The sequence below is a fragment of the Dactylosporangium sp. NPDC049525 genome (assembly GCF_040676755.1).
Classification (GTDB): domain Bacteria; phylum Actinomycetota; class Actinomycetes; order Mycobacteriales; family Micromonosporaceae; genus Dactylosporangium.
Genome location: NZ_JBFAPO010000009.1, coordinates 89,361 through 113,442, shown reverse-complemented (window position 1 = coordinate 113,442; position 24,082 = coordinate 89,361). Strand labels below are relative to the sequence as shown.

At 72.6% G+C, this 24,082-nt stretch carries 24 protein-coding genes; 18 read left to right on the top strand and 6 right to left on the bottom strand.

Annotated features, from left to right (window positions below; genetic code table 11):
- The first annotated feature begins 89 nt into the window (after positions 1 to 89).
- A complete protein-coding gene (locus AB0K00_RS16275; protein ID WP_363521261.1) occupies positions 90 to 1,403 on the top strand; it encodes a pectate lyase in 1,314 nt (437 codons plus the stop codon).
- Positions 1,404 to 1,458: 55 nt separating this feature from the next.
- Here AB0K00_RS16275 and AB0K00_RS16270 read toward each other — a convergent pair whose 3' ends face one another.
- Entirely contained in the window at positions 1,459 to 2,256 is a 798-nt protein-coding gene (locus AB0K00_RS16270; protein WP_363521259.1) for a transglutaminase-like domain-containing protein, read from the bottom strand.
- A gap of 202 nt (positions 2,257 to 2,458) precedes the next feature.
- Here AB0K00_RS16270 and AB0K00_RS16265 point away from each other — a divergent pair, with 202 nt between their 5' ends.
- From AB0K00_RS16265 to AB0K00_RS16205, 13 genes are all read left to right on the top strand, one after another.
- On the top strand, positions 2,459 to 2,896 hold the full coding sequence (locus AB0K00_RS16265; RefSeq protein WP_363521258.1) for a DUF3307 domain-containing protein: 438 nt from the start codon (positions 2,459 to 2,461) through the stop codon (positions 2,894 to 2,896).
- 41 nt (positions 2,897 to 2,937) lie between these two features.
- Positions 2,938 to 3,429 (top strand): sigma-70 family RNA polymerase sigma factor, encoded by a 492-nt coding sequence (locus AB0K00_RS16260; protein ID WP_363521256.1) that lies wholly within the window; start codon positions 2,938 to 2,940, stop codon positions 3,427 to 3,429.
- Positions 3,422 to 4,579, top strand: coding sequence for a hypothetical protein (locus AB0K00_RS16255; RefSeq protein ID WP_363521254.1), 1,158 nt, complete (start codon positions 3,422 to 3,424; stop codon positions 4,577 to 4,579). Before AB0K00_RS16260 ends, AB0K00_RS16255 begins: the two co-directional genes overlap by 8 nt.
- A gap of 78 nt (positions 4,580 to 4,657) precedes the next feature.
- Complete coding sequence (locus AB0K00_RS16250; RefSeq protein ID WP_363521252.1) at positions 4,658 to 5,167, top strand: hypothetical protein; 510 nt, start codon at positions 4,658 to 4,660, stop codon at positions 5,165 to 5,167.
- Positions 5,164 to 5,574: a DUF393 domain-containing protein gene (locus tag AB0K00_RS16245; protein ID WP_363521249.1), complete on the top strand. Its 411-nt coding sequence runs from the start codon at positions 5,164 to 5,166 to the stop codon at positions 5,572 to 5,574. Before AB0K00_RS16250 ends, AB0K00_RS16245 begins: the two co-directional genes overlap by 4 nt.
- Positions 5,552 to 6,244, top strand: a complete 693-nt coding sequence (locus tag AB0K00_RS16240; RefSeq protein WP_363521246.1) for a TetR family transcriptional regulator — start codon at positions 5,552 to 5,554, stop codon at positions 6,242 to 6,244. The genes AB0K00_RS16245 and AB0K00_RS16240 overlap by 23 nt, the downstream gene beginning before the upstream one ends.
- A 344-nt stretch (positions 6,245 to 6,588) precedes the next feature.
- A complete protein-coding gene (locus AB0K00_RS16235; protein ID WP_363521243.1) occupies positions 6,589 to 7,614 on the top strand; it encodes a glutamate-cysteine ligase family protein in 1,026 nt (341 codons plus the stop codon).
- Positions 7,586 to 8,944, top strand: a complete 1,359-nt coding sequence (egtB, locus tag AB0K00_RS16230; protein ID WP_363521240.1) for an ergothioneine biosynthesis protein EgtB — start codon at positions 7,586 to 7,588, stop codon at positions 8,942 to 8,944. The genes AB0K00_RS16235 and egtB overlap by 29 nt, the downstream gene beginning before the upstream one ends.
- Complete coding sequence (gene egtC / locus AB0K00_RS16225; protein WP_363521237.1) at positions 8,944 to 9,699, top strand: ergothioneine biosynthesis protein EgtC; 756 nt, start codon at positions 8,944 to 8,946, stop codon at positions 9,697 to 9,699. Before egtB ends, egtC begins: the two co-directional genes overlap by 1 nt.
- The gene (gene egtD / locus AB0K00_RS16220; protein WP_363521234.1) at positions 9,696 to 10,673 is read left to right on the top strand and encodes an L-histidine N(alpha)-methyltransferase; all 978 of its coding nucleotides are present in this window, start codon (positions 9,696 to 9,698) and stop codon (positions 10,671 to 10,673) included. Before egtC ends, egtD begins: the two co-directional genes overlap by 4 nt.
- Before the next feature lie 129 nt (positions 10,674 to 10,802).
- On the top strand, positions 10,803 to 11,486 hold the full coding sequence (locus AB0K00_RS16215; RefSeq protein WP_363521231.1) for a hypothetical protein: 684 nt from the start codon (positions 10,803 to 10,805) through the stop codon (positions 11,484 to 11,486).
- Positions 11,487 to 11,498: 12 nt separating this feature from the next.
- Entirely contained in the window at positions 11,499 to 11,669 is a 171-nt protein-coding gene (locus AB0K00_RS16210; RefSeq protein WP_363521228.1) for a hypothetical protein, read from the top strand.
- Positions 11,666 to 12,139 (top strand): hypothetical protein, encoded by a 474-nt coding sequence (locus AB0K00_RS16205; protein ID WP_363521225.1) that lies wholly within the window; start codon positions 11,666 to 11,668, stop codon positions 12,137 to 12,139. Before AB0K00_RS16210 ends, AB0K00_RS16205 begins: the two co-directional genes overlap by 4 nt.
- A 931-nt stretch (positions 12,140 to 13,070) precedes the next feature.
- Here the strand turns inward: AB0K00_RS16205 and AB0K00_RS16200 are convergent.
- Entirely contained in the window at positions 13,071 to 14,087 is a 1,017-nt protein-coding gene (locus AB0K00_RS16200) for a GNAT family N-acetyltransferase (protein ID WP_363521223.1), read from the bottom strand.
- The gene (locus AB0K00_RS16195) at positions 14,084 to 14,674 is read right to left on the bottom strand and encodes a dihydrofolate reductase family protein (RefSeq protein ID WP_363521221.1); all 591 of its coding nucleotides are present in this window, start codon (positions 14,672 to 14,674) and stop codon (positions 14,084 to 14,086) included. Before AB0K00_RS16195 ends, AB0K00_RS16200 begins: the two co-directional genes overlap by 4 nt.
- An 86-nt stretch (positions 14,675 to 14,760) precedes the next feature.
- On the opposite strand from AB0K00_RS16195, the gene AB0K00_RS16190 reads away from it, so the two are divergent.
- Positions 14,761 to 15,360, top strand: coding sequence for a TetR family transcriptional regulator (locus AB0K00_RS16190; RefSeq protein WP_363521218.1), 600 nt, complete (start codon positions 14,761 to 14,763; stop codon positions 15,358 to 15,360).
- A 24-nt stretch (positions 15,361 to 15,384) separates the two neighbouring features.
- Here AB0K00_RS16190 and AB0K00_RS16185 read toward each other — a convergent pair whose 3' ends face one another.
- Complete coding sequence (locus AB0K00_RS16185; protein WP_363521217.1) at positions 15,385 to 16,809, bottom strand: hypothetical protein; 1,425 nt, start codon at positions 16,807 to 16,809, stop codon at positions 15,385 to 15,387.
- A 182-nt stretch (positions 16,810 to 16,991) separates the two neighbouring features.
- On the opposite strand from AB0K00_RS16185, the gene AB0K00_RS16180 reads away from it, so the two are divergent.
- The gene (locus tag AB0K00_RS16180; protein ID WP_363521216.1) at positions 16,992 to 19,295 is read left to right on the top strand and encodes a protein kinase; all 2,304 of its coding nucleotides are present in this window, start codon (positions 16,992 to 16,994) and stop codon (positions 19,293 to 19,295) included.
- A gap of 32 nt (positions 19,296 to 19,327) precedes the next feature.
- Positions 19,328 to 19,756, top strand: a complete 429-nt coding sequence (locus AB0K00_RS16175) for a protein phosphatase (RefSeq protein ID WP_363521214.1) — start codon at positions 19,328 to 19,330, stop codon at positions 19,754 to 19,756.
- A 31-nt stretch (positions 19,757 to 19,787) separates the two neighbouring features.
- Here the strand turns inward: AB0K00_RS16175 and AB0K00_RS16170 are convergent, their stop codons facing one another.
- Positions 19,788 to 21,959 carry a glycoside hydrolase family 3 C-terminal domain-containing protein gene (locus tag AB0K00_RS16170; protein ID WP_363521212.1) on the bottom strand — a complete coding sequence of 724 codons (2,172 nt, stop codon included), beginning with the start codon at positions 21,957 to 21,959 and terminating at the stop codon, positions 19,788 to 19,790.
- Between the two features lie 95 nt (positions 21,960 to 22,054).
- Here AB0K00_RS16170 and AB0K00_RS16165 point away from each other — a divergent pair, with 95 nt between their 5' ends.
- Entirely contained in the window at positions 22,055 to 22,627 is a 573-nt protein-coding gene (locus tag AB0K00_RS16165) for a TetR/AcrR family transcriptional regulator (protein WP_363521210.1), read from the top strand.
- 82 nt (positions 22,628 to 22,709) lie between these two features.
- On the opposite strand, the gene AB0K00_RS16160 is transcribed toward AB0K00_RS16165, so the two are convergent.
- Entirely contained in the window at positions 22,710 to 24,002 is a 1,293-nt protein-coding gene (locus AB0K00_RS16160; protein ID WP_363521207.1) for an MFS transporter, read from the bottom strand.
- Positions 24,003 to 24,082 lie beyond the last annotated feature (80 nt).

Genomic DNA, 24,082 nt, shown 5'->3' with positions numbered 1-24,082 from the left:
CTGCAAACGCGAAGCATTGACTCCCGTGTGCGCCGAGTGGCACGTTGACGCTCAGGAATGCGCTTTCCTGCCTTTCTTTGGAGCCGTCAATGCGCAGAACAACCGTCGTGGTCGCCGCTCTCGCCGGCGCGACCCTGCTCGCGGGCGCCGCCGTCAGCGCCTCCGCGGCCGGCACACCCCCGGCCGCCCTCGCCTTAGCCCGCCAGACCCTGCCCGCCGGTGACGGCTGGGCGTCGGACACCACCGGCACCAGCGGCGGTTCCGCCGCCGACGCCGAGCACGTCTTCACCGTCCGTACCCGCGACGAGCTGGCCGCCGCGGTCACCGGCGACACCCCGAAGATCGTCTTCGTGTCCGGCGGCATCGACGCGAACGCGGGGAAGACCTGCGCCGACTACGCCGATCCCGAGTACAGCCTCGAGGCGTTCCTCGCCGCGTACGACCCGGCGGTCTGGGGCCGCGCCACGAAGCCCACGGGGCCGCTCGAGGACGCCCGGGTCCGCTCGGCGAAGAACCAGGGCCTGCGGGTCAACATCAAGGTCGGTGGCAACACCACGATCGTCGGCCTCGGCGGTTCGAAGATCAGCGGCGCCAACCTGCTCATCGACAAGGTCGACAACGTCATCCTGCGCAACCTGCGCTTCGAGGATGCCCACGACTGCTTCCCCGCCTGGGACCCGACCGACGGCGCGCTGGGCAACTGGAACTCCCTCTACGACACCGTGACCGTCACCGGCGCCACGCACGTCTGGGCCGATCACAACAACTTCAGCGACGGCAACAACACCGACGACACGCAGCCGCTGTACTTCGGCCGGCCCTACCAGGTGCACGACGGCGCCCTCGACGTCATCCGGGCCGCGGACCTCGTCACGATCTCCTGGAACAACTTCTTCGACCACGACAAGACGATGCTCATCGGCTCGTCGAACACCGTCGGCGCCGACGTCGGCAAGCTGCGGGTCACGATCCACCACAACCGGTTCGCCAACGTCGGCCAGCGCGTGCCGCGGGTCCGCTTCGGCCAGGTCGACGTGTACGACAACTACTTCTACGCCACCGACGAGGACAGCTACAGCTACTCGTGGGGCGTCGGCGTCTACGCGTCCGTTTACGCCGAGAACAACTTCCTGCTGCGCAGCGCCGACGTCACGCTGGACGCCGTGGTGTATGACTGGCGCGGCACCGCGCCGGGCGCCATCACCGAGGTCGGCTCGGCGACCCGGGTCGGCACCGGCCCGGTGTCGGCGGTGAACTTCGTCGCCGAGTACAACGCCACGCACGAGCCGGACCTGCCGGCCACGACGTGGGTGCCGGCCCTGCGCGCCGCCACCCCCGACCCGGCCACGGCGGTCCCGGCCCTGGTCACCGCGAAGGCCGGAGCCGGCAAGCTCGGCTTCTGACCCGGCTACGGCAGACGCACCACGCCGGGGTCGTCGGCGATGCCGACGGCCCCGGCTACGGAAGATGCACGACGCCGTGGCCGTCGTCGATCGGGAGATCGCCGGTGGTCACGGCCCGCACCTCCATGAACGTGAGCTCCGCGTCGCCGGTCAGGACGCTGGCGAACGCGGTCTCCGCGGCGTCGGCGCCGGTCGCGATGCGGATCAGGCTCTGCCGCGGCGCGAGCCCGGTCGCGTCGACGACCCGCCACTCATCGTCGACGGCGACCTCGACGACGGCGTGGAAGTCCATCGGTGACAGGCCCGGCGCGTAGACCGCGGCGGTGCGCGCCGGGATGTTGAGGGACCTGGCGAGGGCCGCGACCAGGTGGGCGAAGTCACGGCACACGCCGGCGCCGGACAGCAGCGTCTCGGTCGCGTCGGTGGTGCCGGTCGAGGTGCCCGCCTCGTATCGGGTGTGCCGGTGCACGTAGTCGACGATCCCCGCGACGGTGTCGGCGTGCGACGGCGCGAACCGCTGGAACTCCCGCGCCGCGAACCCGGCGAGCCGGTCGGACGGGCAGTACCGGCTGGGGCGGGTCGTGGCGATGCGCTGGCCCAGGTCGAGCCGCTCCGGCGCGCCGCGCCGCACCGTGACCGCGGCGGTGTAGTCGATGTGCAGCAGGCCGGGCGCCGCCGTCAGGTAGTGCCCGCCCGCGGCCGGCCGGACCTCGACCGGGACGCCGTCGAGCCGCACGTCGAACGTCTCGTCGACCGTCACGCCCGGGCGCGGGCAGACGGCGACCATCAGCTGCACCTCAGCCGCTTCCCGGACCTGGAACTCCAGAGTGCTGCCCACACGCGCGTCCACCATGCCACCGTTCATACCCATCGGGGAGCCAGAGCGCATCAGTAGAGCACGCGACTCACGACACATGTGTTCTGCAACGTTCGACGTAGAACTCGGCGCGGAACCGTGCGCATGATGACGCCTGCCATCAATGTCGATGCGGCGGGACGGTCCCATCCTCCAAGACCGAACCGTCCCGCTGCTCCCCGTGAGGAGCCCCTCCATCATGTCCTATGACACGCTGACCCGGTCTGTCGTTTTCGTCGTCGTCCTCGCGGTCCTGCTCGTCGGGCATTCCCTCGGTGATCACGTGGCGCAGACGGACCGGCAGGCCACCGAGAAGGCCGGGCCTGGCGCGGCCGGCTGGCGCGCCCTCGCCGCGCACCTGCTCTCCTACCACGTGACGATCACCGCGGCGCTGCTGCTGACCTGCGCGGTGCTGCGGCTGCCGCTGTCGCTGGCCGGCGTGCTCGCCGGGGTGGCGTTCTCCGCGGTGACGCACGGGCTGCTGGACCGCCGGTGGCCGGTGCGGGCGGTGCTGCGGGCGACCGGCTCGCCGCAGTTCGCCGACACGACCAGCCCGGTCTGCGGCATGTATGTCGCCGACCAGGCCCTGCATCAGGCGTCGCTGCTGATCTCGGCGCTGCTCATCGCAGGGCTGTAGCGGCGGTGCAACACTCCGGCGGGGCTGCGCGTGATACCGGCATGCCAGCCCCACCGGATGACTTCGCGGAGCTGTACCGGACCCGGTTCGCCAGGGTCGCGGTGCAGCTCTACGCGTACCTCGGCGACCACGCCGAGGCGCAGGACCTGACGCAGGAGGCGTTCTGCCGCGCCCTGGAACGATGGCCGGCGGTGTCGCGGTACGCCGACCCGGCCGCGTGGGTGCGGCACGTGGCGTGGAACCTCGCCACCAGCCGGCTGCGCCGGTTGCGCAGCGCGACGCGGTTCCTGCAACGGCAGCGGACCCCGGACCCGGTGCAGGGCCCGACCCCGGACCGTGTCGTGCTGCTGGACGCCCTGGCGAAGCTGCCGGCGGCGCACCGGCGCGCGCTGGTCCTGCGCCATCTCGGGCAGCTGACCGCGGTCGAGATCGCCGAACAGGAGGGCGTCGCCGAGGGCACCGTGCGCTCCTGGCTGAGCCGTGGCCGGGCGGCGCTCGCCGCCGAACTGGACCGGGAGGTGTGGCATGCGTGAATCGCGGGTCGAGGAGGAGTTCGCCCGGTTCGCCGAGCACGCCGCCGGCACGTTCCGGCCGCTGCCGGTGGACGCGCTGCCACGGCGGTCCCGGCGCGGGCGGCTGCGGGTGTGGCTGGCCGGGATCGTGGTCGCGGTGCTCGCCGCCGGCGGCGGCGTGGCCCTGCGCCCCGCCGGGCCGGACGAGCCGGAGGGGTTCCGGGTGACCGAGCGGCCGGTGGTGCTCGCCGGCGTCACGGGCCCGCACCAGGTGCGCTTCGCCGACCGGCGGCACGGCTGGGTGTTCTTCCGCAACTGCGGCGGCGGGAGTCCCTGCGTGCCGTGGCTGGGCCGCACCACCGACGGCGGCCGCACGTGGCAGCGGGTCACGGTGCCGGAGGTGCGCGACGACGACCCCGTCTCCGTCTGGTATCTGGAGGCGCTCGACGCGCGGCACGTCTCCCTGCTCCTGGCGGGGATGCAGAAGGCGTCTTGGACATCCGCCGACGCCGGCGACACCTGGATCCGCCAGGACGAGCCGACCTACGAGGAGGCTTACGCGGATCTTGCGCTCCGGTCACCGGACACGGACCGGTTCAGCGTCGCCGGTGACCGGCTGGTGATCGACGGCGTCGGAGACGTCGGGACCGTGCCGGTGCGCACCGGCATGGTCGTCCGGGACGTCGTGCGACTACCGGACGGGGCGCTGTGGGCGAAGCTGGACATGGCACAGCGCGCGGACGAGACCCTGCTGGTGTTCTCCGCGGACGGCGCGACCTGGCAGGACGTACGACACGCATCGACGTTGGCGCGGCTGTACCCGTCGCCGGCGCGCGACGACGTGTGGTACCGCCCGTTGACGGGCGCCGATACGCCGCTGGAGCTGCTGCTGCCGCCGGGGCGGGGTGGCGCCGCACCGACACAGCCACGCGACACGGACATTGACGGGTCAGTGGTGGCCGTCGGCCGCGGCCGGCTGCTGGTCGCGTCCCCGCGGCGCGGGCTGTACATCTGGTCCCCCACCGGGATCACGCTGCTCCCGGTGCCGATGGGGGGCGCGCCCAGGCTGAAACAGCTGACCGACGGATCGGTGCAGCTGTACCTCCCGAACGACCTCGAGCATCCGGTGGCCGTCGGGACCGCCGACGGCGCCTGGATCGTCTATGTCTGAGACCGGGCACACAATTGAACGCGTTCAAGAACAGGTCTAGCGTGGACCGTAGTTGAACACGTTCAAGAAGGGCCGGTCATGGACCTCAAGCTCGGCACGTACCTGATCTACCTGGCGGTGAGCATCGTGCTCACCATCTGGGTGGCGCGGACGCTGCTCAAGAACGGCCAGGTGTTCCTCGACGACGCGTTCGCCGACGAGCGCCTGGCCAAGTCCGTCAACCACCTGCTCGTCGTCGGCTTCTACCTGCTCAACCTCGGCTACGTCGCGGTCGCGCTGAAGATCAGCCAGCCACTGCTGGACGGCAGCGGCGCGATGGAGGCCCTGGCGTGGAAGCTCGGCCTGGTGCTGCTCGTCCTCGGCGGGGTGCACTTCTTCAACCTGTTCGTGCTGAGCCGGTTCCGGCGCCGGCGGCTGCTCGACCAGCTGCCGCCGCCGGTGCCGCCCGCCCGGATGATCCCCGCCGGCTACCCGCCGTATCCGATGCCGCCGATGCCGCCGCGCGGATATCCGAAGCCGGCCGCCCCCGCCCCGCCGGCCGCCGCGCCACGACCGGCGGACGACGACGAACCCCAGCCGCCGCTGTGATCACCCGGCTCACCGTGCTCTACGACGCGGGCTGCGGACTGTGCCGGACGGCACGGGCGTGGCTCGCGTCGCGGGCACAGCTCGTGCCGCTGGAGTTCGTGGCGGCGGGGTCGGACGAGGCGCGCCGCCGGTATCCGGCGCTCGACGCGGCCGAGACCCTCGCGGACATCACCGTGGTCGCCGACGACGGCGGCGTCTACACCGGTGACAGCGCGTGGATCATCTGCCTGTGGGCGCTGGACGGCTATCGGGGGCTGGCGGCGCGCCTGTCCCGCCCGGACCTGCGCCCGACGGCGCGGCGGGTGGTCGAGGCCGCCGCGGCGCTGCGTCGCGGCCGCCTGGACGCCTACGACCGGATGCGCGAGCAGGGATATGGTTCGGACTGTGGTGGAACCTGCGACGCCTGAGGCCGCGACCGGCGAGTCGACCGCGAAGGGCGAGCAGACCAGGCGGCTGATCGTGGACACCGCGGTCAGGCTCTTCGGGGAGCAGGGCTACGACAAGACCACGATGCGGGCGATCGCCGCCGCGGCCGGGGTGTCGGTCGGCAACGCGTACTACTACTTCCCGTCGAAGAACCACCTGGTCCAGGCGTTCTACACCACCGTGCAGGACGCCCACGCCGAGGCCAGCCGGCCGCTGCTGGCGACACCCGGGCCGTTCGTGGACCGGCTCCGCGCCGCCATGCTCACCGGGGTGGAGACGATGGCGCCCTACCACCACTTCGCCGGGTCGTTCTTCAAGACGGCCGCCGAGCCGGGCTCGCCACTGAGCCCGTTCAGCGCCGACTCCGCACCCGCGCGGGAGCGGTCGGTGCGCATGTTCAGCGCGGTCGTGGACGGCGCCACCACGAAGATCGACCCGGAGCTGCGGGCCGAGCTGCCGGAGCTGCTGTGGCTCGCGCAGATGGGCATCACGCTGTACTGGGTGCACGACACCTCACCCGGTCAGGCGAAGACCCGGCTGCTGGTCGAGCGGTCCGCCCCACTCATCGACCGGCTCGTCGGGATGTCCCGCTTCCGGGTCTTCAAGCCCGTCGTGCGGGAGATGCTCACCCTGTACCGGCTGCTGCGCTGAAAAACAGCAGGTGTGGACGTTCACCCGGCCGGGTATTTCGAAGACTCGTGGCCAGGCAGAGTTCGCCCAGTTCGAACGGGTGTTCGTAATGGATCGGTAATCGTTTGTTCACTGTGAACATTCGCCGACCGCCGGATCCTCAGGTAGCGTCGGCTCGCATGGCGACCTTGCGCATCGACCGCACGGCCGCCGATCCCGATGCGGTGATCTGCGCGATTGAGCAGGCCGAGGGCTATATTGCATCGATCTGCTTCAAAACCGGACCACCGGAAACGGTCGGCGTCGAGCTTGAGTACACCGTCCATGCCAGCGCTGATCCAACGACATACATCGATGCAGATCGGATGTGTCAGGCGCTCGGCGATCACGCACCGCCCACCCTGCGAGCCGGCTCGGCGAACCTGCCGCTGCGGCACGGGTCGGCCGTCACCCTCGAGCCGGGTGGCCAGGTGGAGTTGTCCACCGTCCCGCAGCGGTCCCTGACGGACCTCCATGAGGCCGTCGGCGCGGACCTGGCGGAGCTCACCGAGCGGCTCGCCCGCGTCGGGCTCGAGCTCGGCGGCACCGGCATCGACCCGCACCGCCCACCGCGGCGGATGCTCTCCACTCCCCGCTATGACGCGATGGCGACTGCGTTCGCCCGGCGCAACGACGCCGGGCGCACCATGATGTGCAGCACCGCCGGCCTGCAGGTGTGCCTGGACGCGGGGCCGCCGTCGCGCTGGGCGGCGGTGCACGACCTCGGGCCGCCGCTCATCGCCCTGTTCGCCAACTCCGGCCGGCACGCCGGGCACGACACCGGCTGGGCGTCCGCACGGATGCGCACCTGGCTGGCGATGGACCCGTCCCGGACCCGGCCGGTGCCGCTCGGCGACGACCCGGCGCTCGAGTGGGCCCGGTACGCGCTGGACGCGCAGCTGCTGTGCGTGCGGCGCGGCGACGGCCCGTGGACCGCGCCGGCGGGGGTCACGTTCGCGGACTGGATCGGCGGCGCCCTCGGGCATCAGCCGACGTACGCGGACCTCGACTACCACGTGAGCACCCTGTTCCCGCCGGTACGCCCGCGCGGCTACCTCGAGGTGCGCTACCTCGACACGTTGCTCGGCCCGGACTGGTTCGCCCCGGCGGCGATCCTCACCGCGCTGCTCGCCGACGAGCCGACCATCGACCTGGTGCGTGAGCTGTGCGCGCCGGTCGCCGGGCAGTGGGCCCTCGCCGCCCGGCTCGGCATGGCCGACCCGTCCCTGGCCCGGGCCGCGACCGCGGTCCGCGACCTGGCCCTGAGCCGCCTCGATCTGCCCGCCGCCCTCCTGCAGGAGGTTATCGAAGGGAGCACCCGTCATGAGTTTGAGGGAGCACGTCGCAGCTGAGCTCGAGCGGACCCGCCTGCGCTCCGCCGTCCTCACCGACGCCGTCGACGACACCGACCTCGTGCGGCAGCACTCCCCGCTGATGTCGCCCCTCGTGTGGGACCTGGCGCACATCGGCAACCAGGAGGAGCTGTGGCTGGTCCGGGACGTCGGCGGCCGTGACCCGGTCCGCCAGGACATCGATCACCTCTACGACGCGTTCAAGCACGCCCGCCGGGACCGCCCGCAGCTGCCGCTGCTCGGCCCGGCGGAGGCCCGCGCATACGTGGCGACGGTCCGGGACAAGGCCCTGGACGTCCTGGACCGGCTCGACCCGGCCGGCACGCCCACGTTCACCGCGGGTGGCGCCGGCTCGTCCGGGGTCTCCGCCGACTCGGCCCGCCGGCTCGTCCAGGACGGGTTCGCGTTCGGGATGATCGTGCAGCACGAGCAGCAGCACGACGAGACGATGCTGGCCACCCACCAGCTGCGGGGCGGGCCGCCGGTGCTGTCCGCCGGCCCGCCACCGCCGGCGCGGGTGACGGTCGGCGGCGAGGTCCTCGTCCCGGCCGGCGCGTTCGACATGGGCACCTCGACCGAGCCGTGGGCCCTGGACAACGAACGCCCCGCGCACCGCGTCGACGTCCCCGCGTACTTCATCGACGCCGCACCGGTCACCAACGCCCAGTACGCCGCGTTCATCGACGCCGGCGGCTACGACGACCCCCGCTGGTGGACCGCCGAGGGCTGGCGGCACCGCACCGAGGCGTCCCTGGAGGCGCCGCTGCACTGGATCCGCGACGGCGGCGGGTGGCACGCGAGGACGTTCGGGCGCACCGCGCCGGTCGTGCCGGACGCGCCGGTCGTGCATGTCTGCTTCCACGAGGCGAAGGCCTACGCCACCTGGGCGGGCCGGCGGCTGCCGACCGAGGCGGAGTGGGAGAAGGCGGCGAGGCATGACCCCGCGACGGGCCGTTCCCGCCGGTACCCCTGGGGCGATGACGACCCGACGTCGCTGCGCGCCAACCTCGGCCAGGTGCACCTGTCGCCGGCGCCCGTCGGCGCCTATCCGGACGGCGCGTCGCCGCTCGGCGTCCACCAGCTCATCGGCGACGTCTGGGAGTGGGTGGACAGCGACTTCCTGCCCTACCCCGGGTTCAGTGCGTTCCCCTACCAGGAGTACTCCGAGGTGTTCTTCGGCGGCGACTACAAGATGCTGCGCGGCGGGTCGTTCGGCACCGACCGGGCCGCGTGCCGGGGTACGTTCCGCAACTGGGACCACCCGATCCGCCGGCAGATCTTCAGCGGGTTCCGCACCGCCCGCTCCGCCACCGTCGAAGAGTCCGCCTAGTGTGCCGTCACCTGGCGTACCTGGGTCCGCCGGTCCCGCTGTCGCGGCTGCTGTTCGACCCGCCGCACGGCCTGGCCCACCAGTCGTGGGCGCCCCGTGACATGCGGGGCGGCGGCACCATCAACGCCGACGGCTTCGGCCTGGGCTGGTTCCCTCCGGTGCTTTCGGAGCGCCTGCCCGTGGTGTACCGCTCGGCGCGTCCACTGTGGAGCGACCCGGCCCTGCCCGGGCTGGCGGCGGCGACGTCGTCCGGTGCGGTCCTGGCCGCGGTCCGCTCCGCCACGGTCGGCATGCCCGTCACCGAGTCCGCGGCCGCGCCGTTCCACGACGGGCCCTGGCTGTTCAGCCACAACGGCCGGATCACCGGCTGGCCCGACAGCGTCGTGGACGTCGCCGCCGGCCTGCCGGTCCGCGACCTGATCACCCTGGACGCGCCGACCGACAGCGCGCTGCTGTGGGCACTCGTGCGGGCGCGGCTGCGCGCCGGCGCCACGCTCGGCGACGCGCTGTCCTCGGTCGTCACCTCGGTGGCCGCTGCGGCACCCGGGTCCCGGCTCAACCTGCTGCTCACCGACGGCCAGTCCATCGCCGCTGTCGTGTACGGCCATGCGCTGTCCGTGCTCGCTTCGGAGGGCAGCGTCCTGGTCGCGTCCGAACCCGTCGACGACGACCCGGGCTGGCGGGCCGTCCCTTCACTTTCGCTGCTCGTCGCGGACCCGTCCGCGGTACACATATCGGAAGGTGCCTTCGCATGACACTGCCGGATCCCGACCTCGACGTGTACCTGCTCGACACCGACCTCACCGCCGCGCTGCGGGCCGACGCCCGGGCCGGCCTCACCGCCACCCCGAAGACGCTGCCGCCGAAGTACTTCTACGACGCCCGCGGCAGCGAACTGTTCGAGGAGATCACCCGCCTGCCCGAGTATTACCCGACCCGCGCCGAACGGGAGATCCTCACCGACCAGGCCCCGGTGATCGCGCACATCACCGGCGCGAAGACCCTCGTCGAGCTCGGCTCCGGGTCCTCGGAGAAGACCCGGCTGCTGCTGACCGCGCTGCGCGACGCCGGCACGCTCGGCTCCTTCGCCCCCCTCGACGTGTCCGCCTCCGCCCTGCGCGACGCCGTCGCCACCCTCCGCCTCGACTACCCCGACCTGCACGTGCGCGGCATCGTCGCCGACTTCGTCAACCACCTGGAGGTCCTGCCCGACAACGGCGACCGGCTCGTCGCGTTCCTCGGCGGCACGATCGGCAACTTCACCCCCGCCGAGCGGGCTCCGTTCCTCGCCGCGCTGCGCGACCGCCTCAACCGCGGCGAATGGTTCCTGCTCGGCGCCGACCTGGTGAAGTCACCGGCGGTGCTGGTCCCCGCGTACGACGACGCCGCCGGCGTCACCGCCGAGTTCAACCGCAACGTCCTGCACGTGCTCAACCGCACCCTGTCCGCCGACTTCGACGTGTCCGCGTTCGAGCACGTCGCCCTGTGGGACCCGGCCAACGAGTGGATCGAGATGCGGCTGCGGGCGCTCGGCGCCCAGCGGGTCCACGTCGGCGACCTGGACCTCACCGTCGACTTCGCCGACGGCGAGGAACTACGCACCGAGGTGTCCGCCAAGTTCCGCCAGGACGGGCTGACGGCGGAGCTGTCGGCGGCCGGCTTCGCGCTGCGCCACTGGTGGACGGACCGGGCGGGGCGGTTCGCCCTCGCCCTGGCTGTCGCCGTGTGAGCTGAGCCTCGCGGGGTGCGGTGTCAGTGGCGCGTCAGCGTCAGTGGCGCGTCAGCGTCAGCGTCAGTGGCGCGTCAGCGTCAGTGGCGCGTCAGCGTCGTTTCAGGCTGCCACCGCACCCTGTCGGGCATGACCTCCTCACGGACCGTCTTCGTCGGCACGCCGGCGTTCCTCGGCCGGATCGACGGCGTGACCCGCTGCGCGTTCTGGACCGGCGAACCCGTCGAGCACGGCTTCGACCCGGCCAGGCTGGTCAGCGTCGACCTGGCCCGCACCCCGTCGGCGGCCGCGGCGAAGGAGATCAGCTGGGCGGACGTCGAGGTCGACGACTGCTTCAGCGGCCCGGACGGCGACACCGGCGGCTCGACCCTCGGCCCCGCCTGGCCCGAACTGCACCTCACCGGCGCGGTCTACCTGGCCACTGGGTTCATCGCCGGCCTCCCACCCGCGCTGCGCCCTTCACCCGGCGTCATCGGCTCACCCGGTGTCAACGGCTCAGTCGGTGTCATCGGCGAGGCGTACGAATTCCAGTCCGTCGTCTACTGGCCGGACACCGACGACCCACGCGCCGGCAACCGGTACGCCGGGCACTGCGCCGAGGTCCTCGAGCAGCGGGGCACCCTCGCCCGGGTGGGCGTGTACCCACCGGGGCGCTCCACCGACCCGGCGACGTCGCCGGTCACGATGTGGCTGGACCTCGCCTCACCGGAGCACTGCGACGCCGGCCCGGACAGCCTCACCACGGTCGGCGGGGACGTCACCCGCGGCGCCCTGTTCCTGATCGCCGGCCGCCTCCCCGCTTCCACCTCCTGACAGGAGCCCTGTATGAACATCCACCGTCCGCTGCGGACGACCGTCCCGGTCGGCGCCCTCACCCCGAAGATCCCGCCGTGGGCCGGCCCGGCCCGCGTCACCACGCCCGCCTCTGTACTCACGACGTCGGCATGGTCAGGTTCGCCGACGGGCATCAAGTGGCCGGATGCGCTGGGCGATTGACGATCCCCTCGCTGAACGTCGCCTCCCCCGACTGCGCGGAGACGTTCTTCGCCGGCCGGGTCCCGCGGTGCGTGCCGCTGCACCGCGCGTCCTCCCTGTCCGACCTGCGCGCCGTCCTGACCACGGCCGCCTGGCCGACCGGCCCGGTGTACCTGGACCTGATCGGCCACTCGACCCGCGGCCACCACCTGCTACGGATCGGCCACACCCCGATCGACATGCTCGACCGCCGCGTGGCCGTGTTCTTCGCCGGCCTCGCCACGGACGGAGTCCTGGACCGCCGCGACGTGGTCGCGGTCCGGCTCCTCGGCTGCCAGACCGCAGTGACCGACCCGGCCCGCCGCACGCTGCGGATGCTGTCCAGGACGCTGGGCCTGCCCACGTACGGCACCCTCGTCCCCCTCCTGAAGAGCCACTCCGACGCGTCGGGGCTGTCACCCCGCTTCGCCCACGTGCTCGCCTCAGGCTGACCCACCACCCATGCCGACACGCCTACCTCTTACCGACGGGGAACACCCATGAGCCCACCTCACGCACTGCGCACAACGGCGCTGTTCGCCACCTCAACCCACCTGACTCCCGCCCGCGGCAGCTCTCCCCGATCTGCCCGGCACACCGCACCCTCGTTCCCGCAACCACCTTCACCCGCCACCGCCGCCGCTGACCTGGCGTGCACCGCCGGCTTGGCGGGCGCTGCGGGCCTAGCGGGCAATGCGAGCCTGGCGGGCGCTGCTGGCCTGGCGGGCGCTGCTGGCGCCGCTGGTCTGACGGGCACCGCTGGCCCGGCGGGCAATGCGAGCCTGGCGGGCATCGGCGTGGTAGGGCCGGTGGCGTGCCCGATCAAGTGGCCTGACGCGTTGGGCGACTAATGATCCAGCCGTCATGCCACCCGCGGCGCCCCGGTCTGCACCGCCGCACCTGGTGCCTCCGCGCCCAACTCCACCGCACCTGGCGCCCCCGGACCTGGCTCCGCCGCCCCTGACCGTCGCGGCCTTCACCAGCACCCCGCACTTTCCCAACAACCCGAATGATCCGCGGTGCCCGAACCCCGCCGATCTTTCGGGTTGTTCCATTTTCGCGAGCCGCCGCTCGACGGCCAGACGGGCCGGGGCCGGGGCCTGTCGTACCTTCGCGGTCCGCCGAATCGGCGCGGTCTGCACCTTGCCGAACGCTGTCGCGACTGGCATCCCCTGGCGACCCACTACGCCCTCTCTGCCCGTCGCACTCTTGCGACCCGTCGGACTCCCGCATCCCGCGGGCTCATGAGGATCGCCGTTCGAGTGGCCCGCGGGAAGGCCATGCGCCCATCCCTGCACAGTCGGGGTTACGTCGTCGCCATGCTGGGCGTTCCGGCAGCGGGAGAACCTCCGGCGATCGGTCACCCCACATGCCGATCGTCGGTTAGCCGGCCGTTGTCGCGGTCGCATTGGTTGGTGGTGGGGCGGTGTAGACCAGCCGGATCTCGGTGACGTGATAGCCGGCCCTGGTGAACGCCGCTGCCATCGGCACGTTGGCCGCGTCCGTGGTCGCGGTGATCACCTGCGCCCCGTCGGCGGCGTGGATACGGGTGATCTCGGCGAGGATGGCATCGACGTATCCGCGCCCGCGCATCTCTGGCACGACGCCGAGATAGCCCACATTGCGGTGATACGGCGTCGCTGACGGGACTGCCAGCCCCACGACCGCACCGTCCGGCGTCGTCGCGATCCGCCACCACGAACGCTCCCCCGGGCACCCGAGGTAGAAGTCCATCTCGGCTCGGGCGGTGGCGTCGAGACCCTCCGCGGACAGGCTCCGCCGCGTCTGCGCGTCGAGGCTGCCGACCGCAACCCGGCGGAACACATCGAGGAACTCCTCGTCGCCCGCCTCCTTGAACACCAGGGGCCCGTCCGTGCCGAGCGTCGCCCCGGGCGGCACGACCGACTCCCCCGGCATCGCCGGCGGGGTTGACGCCGCCGGCCCGGTCGGGGCGGGCGTCCACTCGAACCGCAGGCGCTCCACCTCGTCGGTCAGCCCGGCGGCGCGGGCAGCCGCACGCCTCCACCCGACGGCGGCGACCGTCGCGGGATCGTCGCGCCAGCCTCCGGTCACCGACACGTTGAACTGCGGGGCGACCGGCGCGCCGAGCGCCGGCAGGCCCGCGGCGAGCAGCTCGGCCGCGAGTGCCGCGCGGTCCGGCACGGACGGGTCGACGGTGAGGCAGTCGAGCGCGACCGGATACGTGCCGTCGGCCAGGCCCCACCACAAGGCCCGGGCGACGATCCGGCCGCGCTGCTCGGCTATCCACGTCCACTCTGGCCGGTACATCCGCTGGGCGAGGTCGGCACGGAAGCGCTCGGCGTCGATCCAGCCGATCGGCTCGTCGACGACGACCGCCGCCACCCGGTCGACGTCGGCGGGTGTCGCCGCGCGGATCATGCCGTCACCGGTCGTCGATAGGTCATGATCGAGACACCGGTGTCGAACGTTCGTGTATCCGTCAGCCGGAACGGCGTCGGGCGGAGGGGGCCGGCGAACAGCGGTACACCAGAACCGATCGCCATCGGGTTGACCTTGAGGATCAGCTCGTCGATCTCCCCGACCAGCTGCGCGGCGAGCCTGCCGCCGCCGCACAGCCAGATGTCGAGGCCGCCGCGCTGCTTGAGGTCACGGACGAACGCGGCAGGGTCGGAGTCGCCGCCGACGAACCTGACCGTCGGGTCGAGGTCTGCGAGCGTCCTAGAGAAGACAAACTGCTCCATATGTCGATATGGGCTGGTGATTCCCGCGGCGAGCGCCGGCTCATAGGTGCCGCGACCCATCACGACCGTGTCGAACCGGCGGTTGGCGACGCCCTCCAGCCCGAGTGGGTCGCGCAGGTGCGTGGGCAGGGTTTCCGGCCAGCCGGCGACGATCGCCGCCGCCGAGTCGCCTTCGAACCCGAAGAAGTCGACCTGCCCGTCGGGGCCCGCGATGAAGCCGTCCAGCGTGACGGCCACGAGGTAGACCAGGTTTCGCGTTGCCACTCCAGATGATGTACTGTGGATGAAGTGGTTCAAACTTAGTGCTGTGATTGCAGTGGTGTCAACCGAGGCCGCCGGGAAGGAGTGCCATGCGACAGAACCCCACCAGACGGACCGCCCTGCTCGACGCCGCGATCGAGGTCCTCGCCGACGAGGGGTCCCGGGGGTTGACGCTGCGCGCGGTGGACCAGCAGGCAGGAGTGCCGACCGGCACGACGTCCAACTACTTCAGCAACCGCGCCGACCTGCTGGAGCAGCTCATGCTCCGGGTCCGCGAGCGGCTCACGCCCGACCCGTCGGAGCTGGCCGAGACGATGCGCGCCACACCGTCCCGCGACCTGGTCAAGTCCCTCATGCACCAGTTGCTCGACCGGACCCGCCGGGAGCGCAGCAGTCACCTGGCGCTGCTGGAGCTGCGGCTGGAGGCGACCCGCCGGCCCGAGCTCGACACCAGGCTCACCAGCTTCTTCACCGCGGACCTGGACGAGAATGTGGCGTTCCACGTCAACGCGGGCCTGCCCGGCGACCGCGGGTCGGTGCTGCTGCTCTACCTGGGCATGCTCGGGCTGATCGTCGACGACCTCACCGTCCCCGAGGTGCTGCGGCCGCACGGGGTGGACGCGCTCGTCGACAGCCTGGTCGACCGGGTGTTCCCGCCGTCCGGCGAGGGGGTGGTCGACCAGGGGTGAGCAATCACGGAGCAGGTGTCGAGCTCAGCCGGCCGACCCGGCCGCGCGGTGACGGGCGCGGACCGCTGACGGCTGCAACGGGGAAGGATCAGTCGCTGGGGCGAGCGCCATCCGAATCGGGCCCGCGCCGGCACCCGAAGGTGTCCTCGTTGTGTCCTGTTGCGGCGGTACGGACTCCCGCTGCCCCCTGCCCGAACCCTCCGACCACGACGGCTCCAGTGGACGCATCGGAGCCGGCTGCCACGTCGGGGTTTGGGCCCGCTCCGGACCCTGCGGCCCAGGCGTTGAGTGCGACGCAAGGTTCGACGACGAAGGCTGGAGGTGGTGCGCGGGGTACTGCGCGTGCACGGTGACATAGCCGTCCGGCGCGGTGCGCTGCGACGGGACGTTGTGCAGCGGCTGCGGCGCGAATCGCGGCGGTGTCGGGAACGCGGCCGGCGGCGCGATCGCGTGCCCGTGGAACCGCGGCTGCGTGGCGTCCCTCGACGGAGACTGCGTCGGCGTTGCGGCGAAGGCCGCGCCCGGGGCGCCGTGGGTCGCGCTCGGAGCAGTGCGGGCATTGTGGGTCACGCTCGCGGCAGTGCGGGCACTGTGGGTCGCGCTCGGAGCGCTGCGGGCGCCGTAGGTCGTGCTCGGCGCAGTGCGGGCATCGTGGGTCGTGCTCGGCGCGCTGTGGACGCTGCGGGCCGCGCCGGGAGCACTGCGGGTCGCGGCTGGTCCGGTATGGGCTGCCACCGGATCGGTGTGAGCTGCCACCGGCATGGCATAGGCAGATGCCCGCGCGGAGAACGCAGGGCGCGCAGAGGGTGCGGCGTGCGCAGAGGGTGCGGCGTGCGCAGAGGGTGCGGCGTGCGCAGAGGGTGCGGCGTGCGCAGAGGGTGCGGCGTGCGCAGCCACCGGCATAGCGGCGGCGAAGGCCGGGGAGCCATGCGCAAAGGCCGGAGCGGGATGCGCGTGGGCCGGAGCGGCATGCACCGGTGCCGGGGCGGCATGCGCATAGGCCGGGGCGCCATGCGCATAGGTCGGGGCAGCGGCATGGGCTGGCGCGGGACCGGTGGCGAACGCCGGGGCGGGTGGGAACGCCGGCGGTTCGGTGTAGGGCCGGGCGGCGGGGTGAGGGCGGAGCGGGGCAAGGCGTGCGTTCGGGCGCTGCGAACGGTACGCCCGATACGTGCCGATGATCGCGCCCACCGTCAACGTCACGGGCAGCAGCAGGACGGCCGGGCTCAGGATGATCACGCCGCCGACGAGAAGGACCTTTGCCGCCCAGGCGGACAGGCCGAGGCCGAGCACGACGCACAGGATGCGGAACCTCGGTGCGTTGCCGGGCAGGCAGCCGGCGGCGGCAGCGACGAGGCCGCCGATCACGTAGCAGGCGAGGATCAGGGTCCCTGCCGTGCCGTCGAGGTGCAGAACGTTCTGGTGCACAAATTCCTCCGAGCCGTACAAACCCGCCGTCCTTTCACGGTAGGTGATCGGGTGCAGTCCGGTTGTCAGCAGTTCAGCCGGGTGGTGCGGCTGCGGGGGCGACAGGTTGCACGGGTGGGACGGTGGTGATCCTCGCGACGGTAGGGCGGCGGCCCGGTGTGCCGATTGCGTGCTTGGGTGATCGATCGGGTACACCTTTGTGCATGACCGCCGCGCCCGCCCTCGTCGCCGACCGATATCGCCTTTTTGAACCACTTGGGGCGGGCGGGATGGGCAGGGTGTGGCGTGCCCGGGACGAGACGCTCGGGCGTGACGTCGCCGTGAAGCAGATCATCCTGCCGCAGGAGTTGCTCGACAGCGCCCGTGACGTCGCGATGGAGCGGACGTTGCGGGAGGCACGGGCGGCCGCGCGGCTGACCCACCCGAACGTGGTCCGAGTGTATGACGTGCTGGCGTTCGACGGGCAGCCGTGGCTCGTCATGGAGTACGTGCCGTCCCGGTCCCTCGACCAGACCCTGCGCGCCGACGGGCCGCTGCCGCCGCGGCGGGTCGCCGAGATCGGTCTTGCCGTGCTCGCCGCGCTGCAGGCCGCGCACCGGGTCGGGGTCCACCACCGCGACATCAAGCCCGGCAACGTCCTGCTCGGCGACGACGGGCGGGTCGTGCTCACCGACTTCGGCATCGCCCGGATCGAGGGCGACGGTCACGTGACGCGCACCGGCCTCGTCCTCGGCTCCCCGGAGTACATCGCCCCCGAGCGCGCCCGGGACGGCACCGCCGGCGCCGCCGGGGACCTGTGGTCGCTGGGCGCCACGCTGTACGCCGCCGTGGAGGGTCGCTCGCCGTACGGCCGCGGGTCCGCCATGGAGACCCTCATGGCCCTCGCGTCCGACGAGCTTGACACGCCGCAGCGCGCCGGGCCGCTCACGCCGGCGCTGCGCGGGCTGCTGCGCAAGGACCCGCGGGCCCGGGCCGGGTTCGCCGAGACCGAGGAGCGCCTCCGCGCGGTCGTCACCGCACCGCCCGAGCGCCGCCGCCGGTCATGGCTGAGCGGCTGGGGCCGTTCGACCCCGGCACCCGCCGAGGCGACCCCGGCGGCCCCGGCCACGCCGAAAGCCCCGGTCGCGTCGAAACCCCCCGCGCCCCCGGTCGTCCCGGCGCAGCGCCCGGCACCGGCGGAGCCGCCGACGGTCGTGCAGCCCCGCCCACGCCAGGACCCGCCGACGGTGGTCCAGCAACAACTCCCGGTGCCGCCGGTTCTCGCGGTTGAGCCGGCCGCCACGGTACGTCCAGCGCCCACCACCCCACCAGCCGACCTGGACGCGGCAGCGGAAGAGACACCGGCGTTCGAGCAGCCCCCACCGGCCGCCGAAATCGTCGACGCCCCGACCGCGATCACGGAGCCGGAGCCCGAACCCGAGCCGGAGCCGGAACCCGAGCCCGAGCCCGAGCCCGAACCGGAGCCGGAGCCGGAGCCGGAGCCGGAACCCGAGCCCGAGCCCGAGCCCGAGCCCGAGCCGGAACCTGAGCCCGAGCCCGAGCCCGAGCCGGAACCTGAGCCCGAGCCCGAGCCGGAGCCTGAGCCCGAGCCGGAGCCGGAGCCCGAATTCGAGCCCGAGCTGGTTCCTGTTCCGGCGATGGCGGAGGCGTCGGCGTTCGAGCAGGCCGCAACGCCCAAGACCGAGGTCGTCGACCAGCCCGCCCCGGTCACCGAGCCCGAGCCAGTCCCGGTGCCGGACTCCGAGCCCCAACCGGCCCCGGTCCCGGCACGCTCGCCCGCACCCGCGGCGGTGCTGGAGTTCGGGGCGGGTGAGCGTACGCCAGGACGGCCCCAGGCGAAGATCCTCGTCGGCGCCATCGGCGTGCTCGTCGTGGTCGCCGTCATCGCGGTGCTGGCGCTGCGGTCGGGCGGGGACGAGAACAAGACCGCTGCGCCGGCCGTTTCCGCGCAGACGACGACGGCCGCGGCGACCAGCGCGCCGGCCACGTCACCGAGCGCGGCGCCGTCCAGTGAGCCGGCCGGTCCGGGGCCGTCGCCGTCGGTGCAGGCGAGCGCGACGGATCAGCGGCCGCCGCTGCCCGCGGGCTGGATCGACTACCAGGACCCGACCGGGTTCTCGGTGTACGTCCCGGCCGGTTGGCGGCGCTCGAAAGAGGGCTCGATCGTGTACTTCCGCGGCGACGGCCGGGTCCTCGGCATCGACCAGACCGACCAGCCGAAGATGGACCCGGTGAAGGACTGGCAGACGCAGCGCGACGCGCGGCGGGCCAGCGGCGACTTCCCCAACTACGTCGAGATCCACATCCAGCCGGTGCCGTACTTCGTCACGGCCGCAGACTGGGAGTTCACGTTCGGGCGGGGCAACCGCCAGCACGTCAACAACCGTGGGGTGGTCACGTCGCCGAAGCAGGCGTACGGCTTCTACTGGCAGACCACCGACGCCGACTGGGCCGCGGCCCGGCCGGACCTGGACCTGGTGTTCGCCAGTTTCCGCCCGAGGGTCTGAGCCAGTTTCCGCCCGAGGGTCTGAGGAGGGACATGTCGCAGCTGTGGCCGGTCGGCACGCCAGGTCTGCTGACGTTGCCGTCGGGACGCGCGGTCCGCGGGCGGCCGCTGTCCAGGCCGGTGCCGGACGGGGCCACGCCCACCCTCGGCGTCTACCTGCTCGGCCGCGAACCGGCGGCGACGCCGTGGCCGGCGCGCTGGGTACGGTGGCCCGACTTCGGCCTGCCGAAGGACCCGGCGGCGCTGCGGCTCGCGCTCGAGGCGGCGCTGCTGGAGGCGGAGACGGGCCGGGTCGAGTTCGGGTGCGGCGGCGGACGGGGCAGGACCGGGACCGCCCTCGCGTGCCTGGCGGTCCTCGACGGCGTGCCGGCCGGTGCGGCCGTCGCGTACGTCCGGCAGCACTACTCCCGGCACGCCGTCGAGACCCCGTGGCAACGTGGCTTCGTCAAACGCTTCGCCTGACCGTGGGACCACGGTCAGGCGACGGCGCTGATCAGTTGACGGAGGCCGACAGCTTCTCGATGGCGGCGGGGCCGAACGCCTCACCGGCGAACACGGACAGCCGCGACAGCGGCAGGCTGCCCATGAGCGTCAGCATCTCCGGGCTGCTGGCGGTGCGGGCCATCGTGCCCGCCTCGCCGTCGGCGGCCAGGGACGCGAACACCTCGCCGAGCGCCTGGGCGCCCTTCGGGTCGCTGAGCCACTCCGCGATCGTCGACTCGCCGGTCAGCGGCACCCGGACCTCGTCACCGTCGACCGCGGCCGTGGCGGTGACCCGCAGGTCACGTGAGGAGGCGCCGACCTCCACCTGGTACGTGCCGCCCTCGACGACCCAGCGGGACACGCGGGTGTCCCAGTAGGCGAGGTCGTCGCGGGCGATCGGCAGCTCCACCTCGACGGTCGCGCCGGCGGCGATCGCCACGTTCGCGAACGCCTTGAGCTCCCGCGGCGCGCGGCGGACCGCGGAGCCGGGCAGCGACACGTACGCCTGGACGACCTCGCGGCCGTCGCGGTCGCCGGTGTTGGTGACGCTGAGCCGCACGCTGAGGCCGTCGCCGGTGGCGGTGACCGTCGCGGGTCCGTAGGCGAACGTCGTGTAGGACAGGCCGTGGCCGAACGGGTACGCGACCTGCTGGGCGCGGGCGTCGAAGCCGCGGTACCCGACGAAGACGCCCTCGCCGTAGCGCACGTGGCCCGCCTCGCCGGGGAAGTCCAGGTAGGACGGGTGGTCGGCGAGGTGCAGCGGGATCGTCTCGGTGAGCCGGCCCGACGGGTTGACCCGGCCGAAGATGACGTCGGCGAGGGCGCCGCCGCCGGCCTGGCCGAGCAGCCAGCCCTCGACGACCGCGGGCACCGCCGCGTCCCACGGGCCGGTGCGCAGGACGGCGCCGTTGGACAGCACGACGACGGTGCGCGGGTTGACGGCCGCGACCCGTTCGATGAGCTCGACGTGCGCCGCGGGCAGGTCGAGCGACTCGCGGTCGGCGCCCTCGGTCTCGCGGTCGGTGCCGACGAACACGAGCGCGACGGCGGCGTCCCGGGCAAGGGCGACGGCGTCGTCGATGTCGTCGTACCCAGGTGCGAACGTCACGGGTCCGTCGGCCAGTGCGGTGATCTGGTCGAGGGCGTTGTCCAGCCTGGTCGGGTTGATCTGGGAGCTGCCGCCGCCCTGGTAGCGGGGCGTCCGCGCGTACTCCCCCAGCACCGCGACCGGTCCGCAACCGGCTTGCAGCGGCAGCGTGCCGCCCTCGTTCTTGAGCAGGACGATGCCCCGGCCCGCCACCTCACGGGCAAGCGCATGGTGCGCGTCAGCGTCGAAGGTGGCGTCGGTACGGGCGGCGAGCGCTGCCTGTACCAACGCGGCCACCCGGGAAACCGCGGTGTCCAAAGTGGACTCGTCGAGGGTGCCGTCGCGGACCGCCTCGACCAGCCTGCGGTCGCCGTCCGGGTCGGGACCGGGCATGGTGAGGTCGAGCCCGGCACGGACCGCTTCGACCCGGTCGGCGACGGCGCCCCAGTCGGACACGACGAGCCCCTCGTAGCCCCACTCACCGCGCAGCACCTCGGTGAGCAGCCAGTGGTGCTGGGAGGCGAGGACTCCGTTGACGCGGTTGTAGGCGCACATGACCGTCCACGGCTTCGCCTGCGTGACGACCCGCTGGAATGCGCGCAGGTAGAGCTCGCGCAGCGTGCGATCGTCGACGTCGGCGGAGACCCGCATCCGGTCGGTCTCCTGGCTGTTGACGGCGTAGTGCTTCAGGGACGCGCCGACGCCACGGCTCTGCAGGCCCTTGACCCACTCGACCGCCAGGATGCCGGTGAGCAGCGGGTCCTCGGCGAAGTACTCGAAGTTGCGGCCGCCGAGCGGGCTGCGCTTGAGGTTGATGCCGGGGCCGAGCAGCACCTGCACGTCCATCGCCAGGGCCTCGTCGCCGAGGGCCTCACCGACCCTGCGGGCGAGCGCCGGGTCCCAGGTCGAGCCGAGCGCGACGGCGGGTGGGAAGCACGTGGACGGCTCGCTGGCCAGCAGTTCCACCGCGTCGGGCAGCGCCTTGCGCACGCCGTGCGGGCCGTCCGTGAGCATGATGTCCGGCACGCCGGTGACGGCGGTGCTGCGCCAGAAGCTGCTGCCGCTGGTGACGGCAGCCTTCTCCTCGAGGTCCATGGCGGTGTCCCTGTCTACTACTGAGTACTTGTAAAGTATTAGGTACCAGGTACGATAACGCCGCGGCGTGGAACCGACAAGAGCGGAGCGACGAGATGGCACGGCACGACCGGACCCGCCTGCCGGCGGCCGAACGGCGCCGGCAGATCATCACCGCCGCCACCCGGCTCGTCGCCGAACGCGGCTTCTGGGGCCTGTCGATGCAGGACGTCGCCGCCGACTGCGGCCTCACCGTGCCCGGCCTGCTGCACCACGTCGGGTCGAAGGACGGCCTGCTCATCGCGATCCTCGAACACCGCGACGCGGAGGACGTCCGTGCCCTGGACACCCTGCTGGACGGCACCGCACCGACCCTGCCCGAGCTGTGCACCGCGCTGGTGCGGCGCAACGCGGCGCAGCCGGAGATCGTGCGGCTGTTCGCGGTGCTGCAGGCGGAGTCCCTCGCGCCCGACCACCCCGCGCACGACTACTTCGTCGCCCGGCAGCAGCGGATCCTGGAGGAGCTCACGGCACTGGCGGCCCTGTCGAAGGACGCCACCGACGAGCCGGAGACGCTCGCACGGCGGGTCATCGCGCTGATGGACGGCGTGCAGCTGCAGTGGCTGCGCTCCCCCGGCACCGACCTGCCGCAGCTGTGGGCCGCGACCGCCGGCAACCTGCTGCGCTGACCTTGCCTTGCCTTGCTTGCTTGGCCTTGCTTGCTTGGCTTGCCTTGCTTGGCTTGCCGGGCTCGGTGCGGCGGGGTCGGTTTCAGTGCACGCGGCCGGCGGTGCGGATCGGGGTCATGAGTGCGGCGAGCGCCGTGAGCGAGCAGACCGCGCCGGCAACCGCGAGGGTCATCCGGACGCCGACATGCCCGGCGGCGAACGTCAGCACCACGGCGCCCACCGGCGCAAGCGTGAGCTGCAACGTCCAGAACGCCGACGTGACCCGACCCAGCAACGGCCCGGGCGTGACCTCCTGCCGCAACGACATCGACGCGATCCCCGCGACCCCCGTCGTGACCATGACCGCCCCGACGAACACGGCGACCCCCACGGCACCACCGGCGAACCCGACGCCCGCAAGCAGGACGCCGCAGCAGGTGTACGACACGATCCACAACGGCCCGAACCCGAACCTGCGCCGCAACCGGGCGACGAGGGCGGAAGCGAGCATGGAGCCCACCACACCCGCGGTCAGGACCAGCCCGACGACGGTGTCGGAGCGGTGCAGGTCCTCCTTCACGTGGTAGACGACGACGTCGTCGAGCGCGGTGGTGCAGCAGATCAGGAACGTGAGCAGCACGGTCAACGGCCACAGCAGCGGATGCCCCCGCAGGAACCGCACCCCTTCGGCGAACCCCCGCCACGCCGACACCTCCGCGTCGCCCTTTGCCTCTTCCCCCTGCGGGGCGGCCGTGTCCTCAGCTTGCGGGCCGGCCGCGTCTTCGGCCTGCGGGGCGGGTGTGTCTTCGGACTTCGGGGCGGGCGGCCGGAGACGGACGAAGGACAGGCCTGCCGCCGACAGCAGGAACGTGACGGAGTCGACGGCGAGCGCGGCCGGCGGCCCGAGCCAGCCGGACAGCAGCCCGGCGAGGGCCGGCCCGGCGAGGTAGGCGGCGGAGAACGCGCCGTACAGGATGCCGTTCGCCTCGGTGATCCGGTCGGCGGGGACGAGACGGGGCACCACCGTCACGTACGTCACCTGGAACACCATCGAACAGAACCCGGCGATCGGCAGCACCACGAACAGCAGCCACGCCTGCGGCTGGAGGAGCCACATGAGGGGGATGCTGCCGTACAGGGCGAAGCGGGCCAGATCACAGACCCTCAGGACGGTGAGGCGCCGCGCCGCGAACCGGTCGGCGATCACCCCGGCGGCGAGCCCACCGACGATCGCGGCGACCGCGTCGAGACCCTTCACAGCGCCCATGGCCGTGGCAGAGCGGGTGGCGTCCAGGACCAGCATCGGCACCGCCGTGAACGAGAACGCGTCGCCGAACGCGGACAGCGTCTGTACCCCGAGGAAAGCGACGAACCCTCGGTCGCGGAACAGACTCATCCCGCGATCTTGCAACAACCCGGTCGATCGGTGTGCCCCAGGGAACGCCGATCAACCGGGTTGCAGTGATCGCCGGATTG

Coding starts and splice junctions, on each gene's coding strand:
- AB0K00_RS16175 (WP_363521214.1), top strand. CDS start 19,328: ATGTCGCAGCTGTGGCCGGTCGGCACGCCAGGTCTGCTGACGTTGCCG.
- AB0K00_RS16160 (WP_363521207.1), bottom strand. CDS start 24,002: ATGAGTCTGTTCCGCGACCGAGGGTTCGTCGCTTTCCTCGGGGTACAG.
- egtB (WP_363521240.1), top strand. CDS start 7,586: ATGAGTTTGAGGGAGCACGTCGCAGCTGAGCTCGAGCGGACCCGCCTG.
- AB0K00_RS16215 (WP_363521231.1), top strand. CDS start 10,803: ATGACCTCCTCACGGACCGTCTTCGTCGGCACGCCGGCGTTCCTCGGC.
- AB0K00_RS16190 (WP_363521218.1), top strand. CDS start 14,761: ATGCGACAGAACCCCACCAGACGGACCGCCCTGCTCGACGCCGCGATC.
- AB0K00_RS16265 (WP_363521258.1), top strand. CDS start 2,459: ATGTCCTATGACACGCTGACCCGGTCTGTCGTTTTCGTCGTCGTCCTC.
- AB0K00_RS16200 (WP_363521223.1), bottom strand. CDS start 14,087: ATGATCCGCGCGGCGACACCCGCCGACGTCGACCGGGTGGCGGCGGTC.
- AB0K00_RS16270 (WP_363521259.1), bottom strand. CDS start 2,256: ATGGTGGACGCGCGTGTGGGCAGCACTCTGGAGTTCCAGGTCCGGGAA.
- AB0K00_RS16255 (WP_363521254.1), top strand. CDS start 3,422: ATGCGTGAATCGCGGGTCGAGGAGGAGTTCGCCCGGTTCGCCGAGCAC.
- AB0K00_RS16180 (WP_363521216.1), top strand. CDS start 16,992: ATGACCGCCGCGCCCGCCCTCGTCGCCGACCGATATCGCCTTTTTGAA.
- AB0K00_RS16170 (WP_363521212.1), bottom strand. CDS start 21,959: ATGGACCTCGAGGAGAAGGCTGCCGTCACCAGCGGCAGCAGCTTCTGG.
- AB0K00_RS16165 (WP_363521210.1), top strand. CDS start 22,055: ATGGCACGGCACGACCGGACCCGCCTGCCGGCGGCCGAACGGCGCCGG.
- AB0K00_RS16260 (WP_363521256.1), top strand. CDS start 2,938: ATGCCAGCCCCACCGGATGACTTCGCGGAGCTGTACCGGACCCGGTTC.
- AB0K00_RS16235 (WP_363521243.1), top strand. CDS start 6,589: ATGTGTCAGGCGCTCGGCGATCACGCACCGCCCACCCTGCGAGCCGGC.
- AB0K00_RS16210 (WP_363521228.1), top strand. CDS start 11,499: ATGAACATCCACCGTCCGCTGCGGACGACCGTCCCGGTCGGCGCCCTC.
- egtD (WP_363521234.1), top strand. CDS start 9,696: ATGACACTGCCGGATCCCGACCTCGACGTGTACCTGCTCGACACCGAC.
- AB0K00_RS16275 (WP_363521261.1), top strand. CDS start 90: ATGCGCAGAACAACCGTCGTGGTCGCCGCTCTCGCCGGCGCGACCCTG.
- AB0K00_RS16250 (WP_363521252.1), top strand. CDS start 4,658: ATGGACCTCAAGCTCGGCACGTACCTGATCTACCTGGCGGTGAGCATC.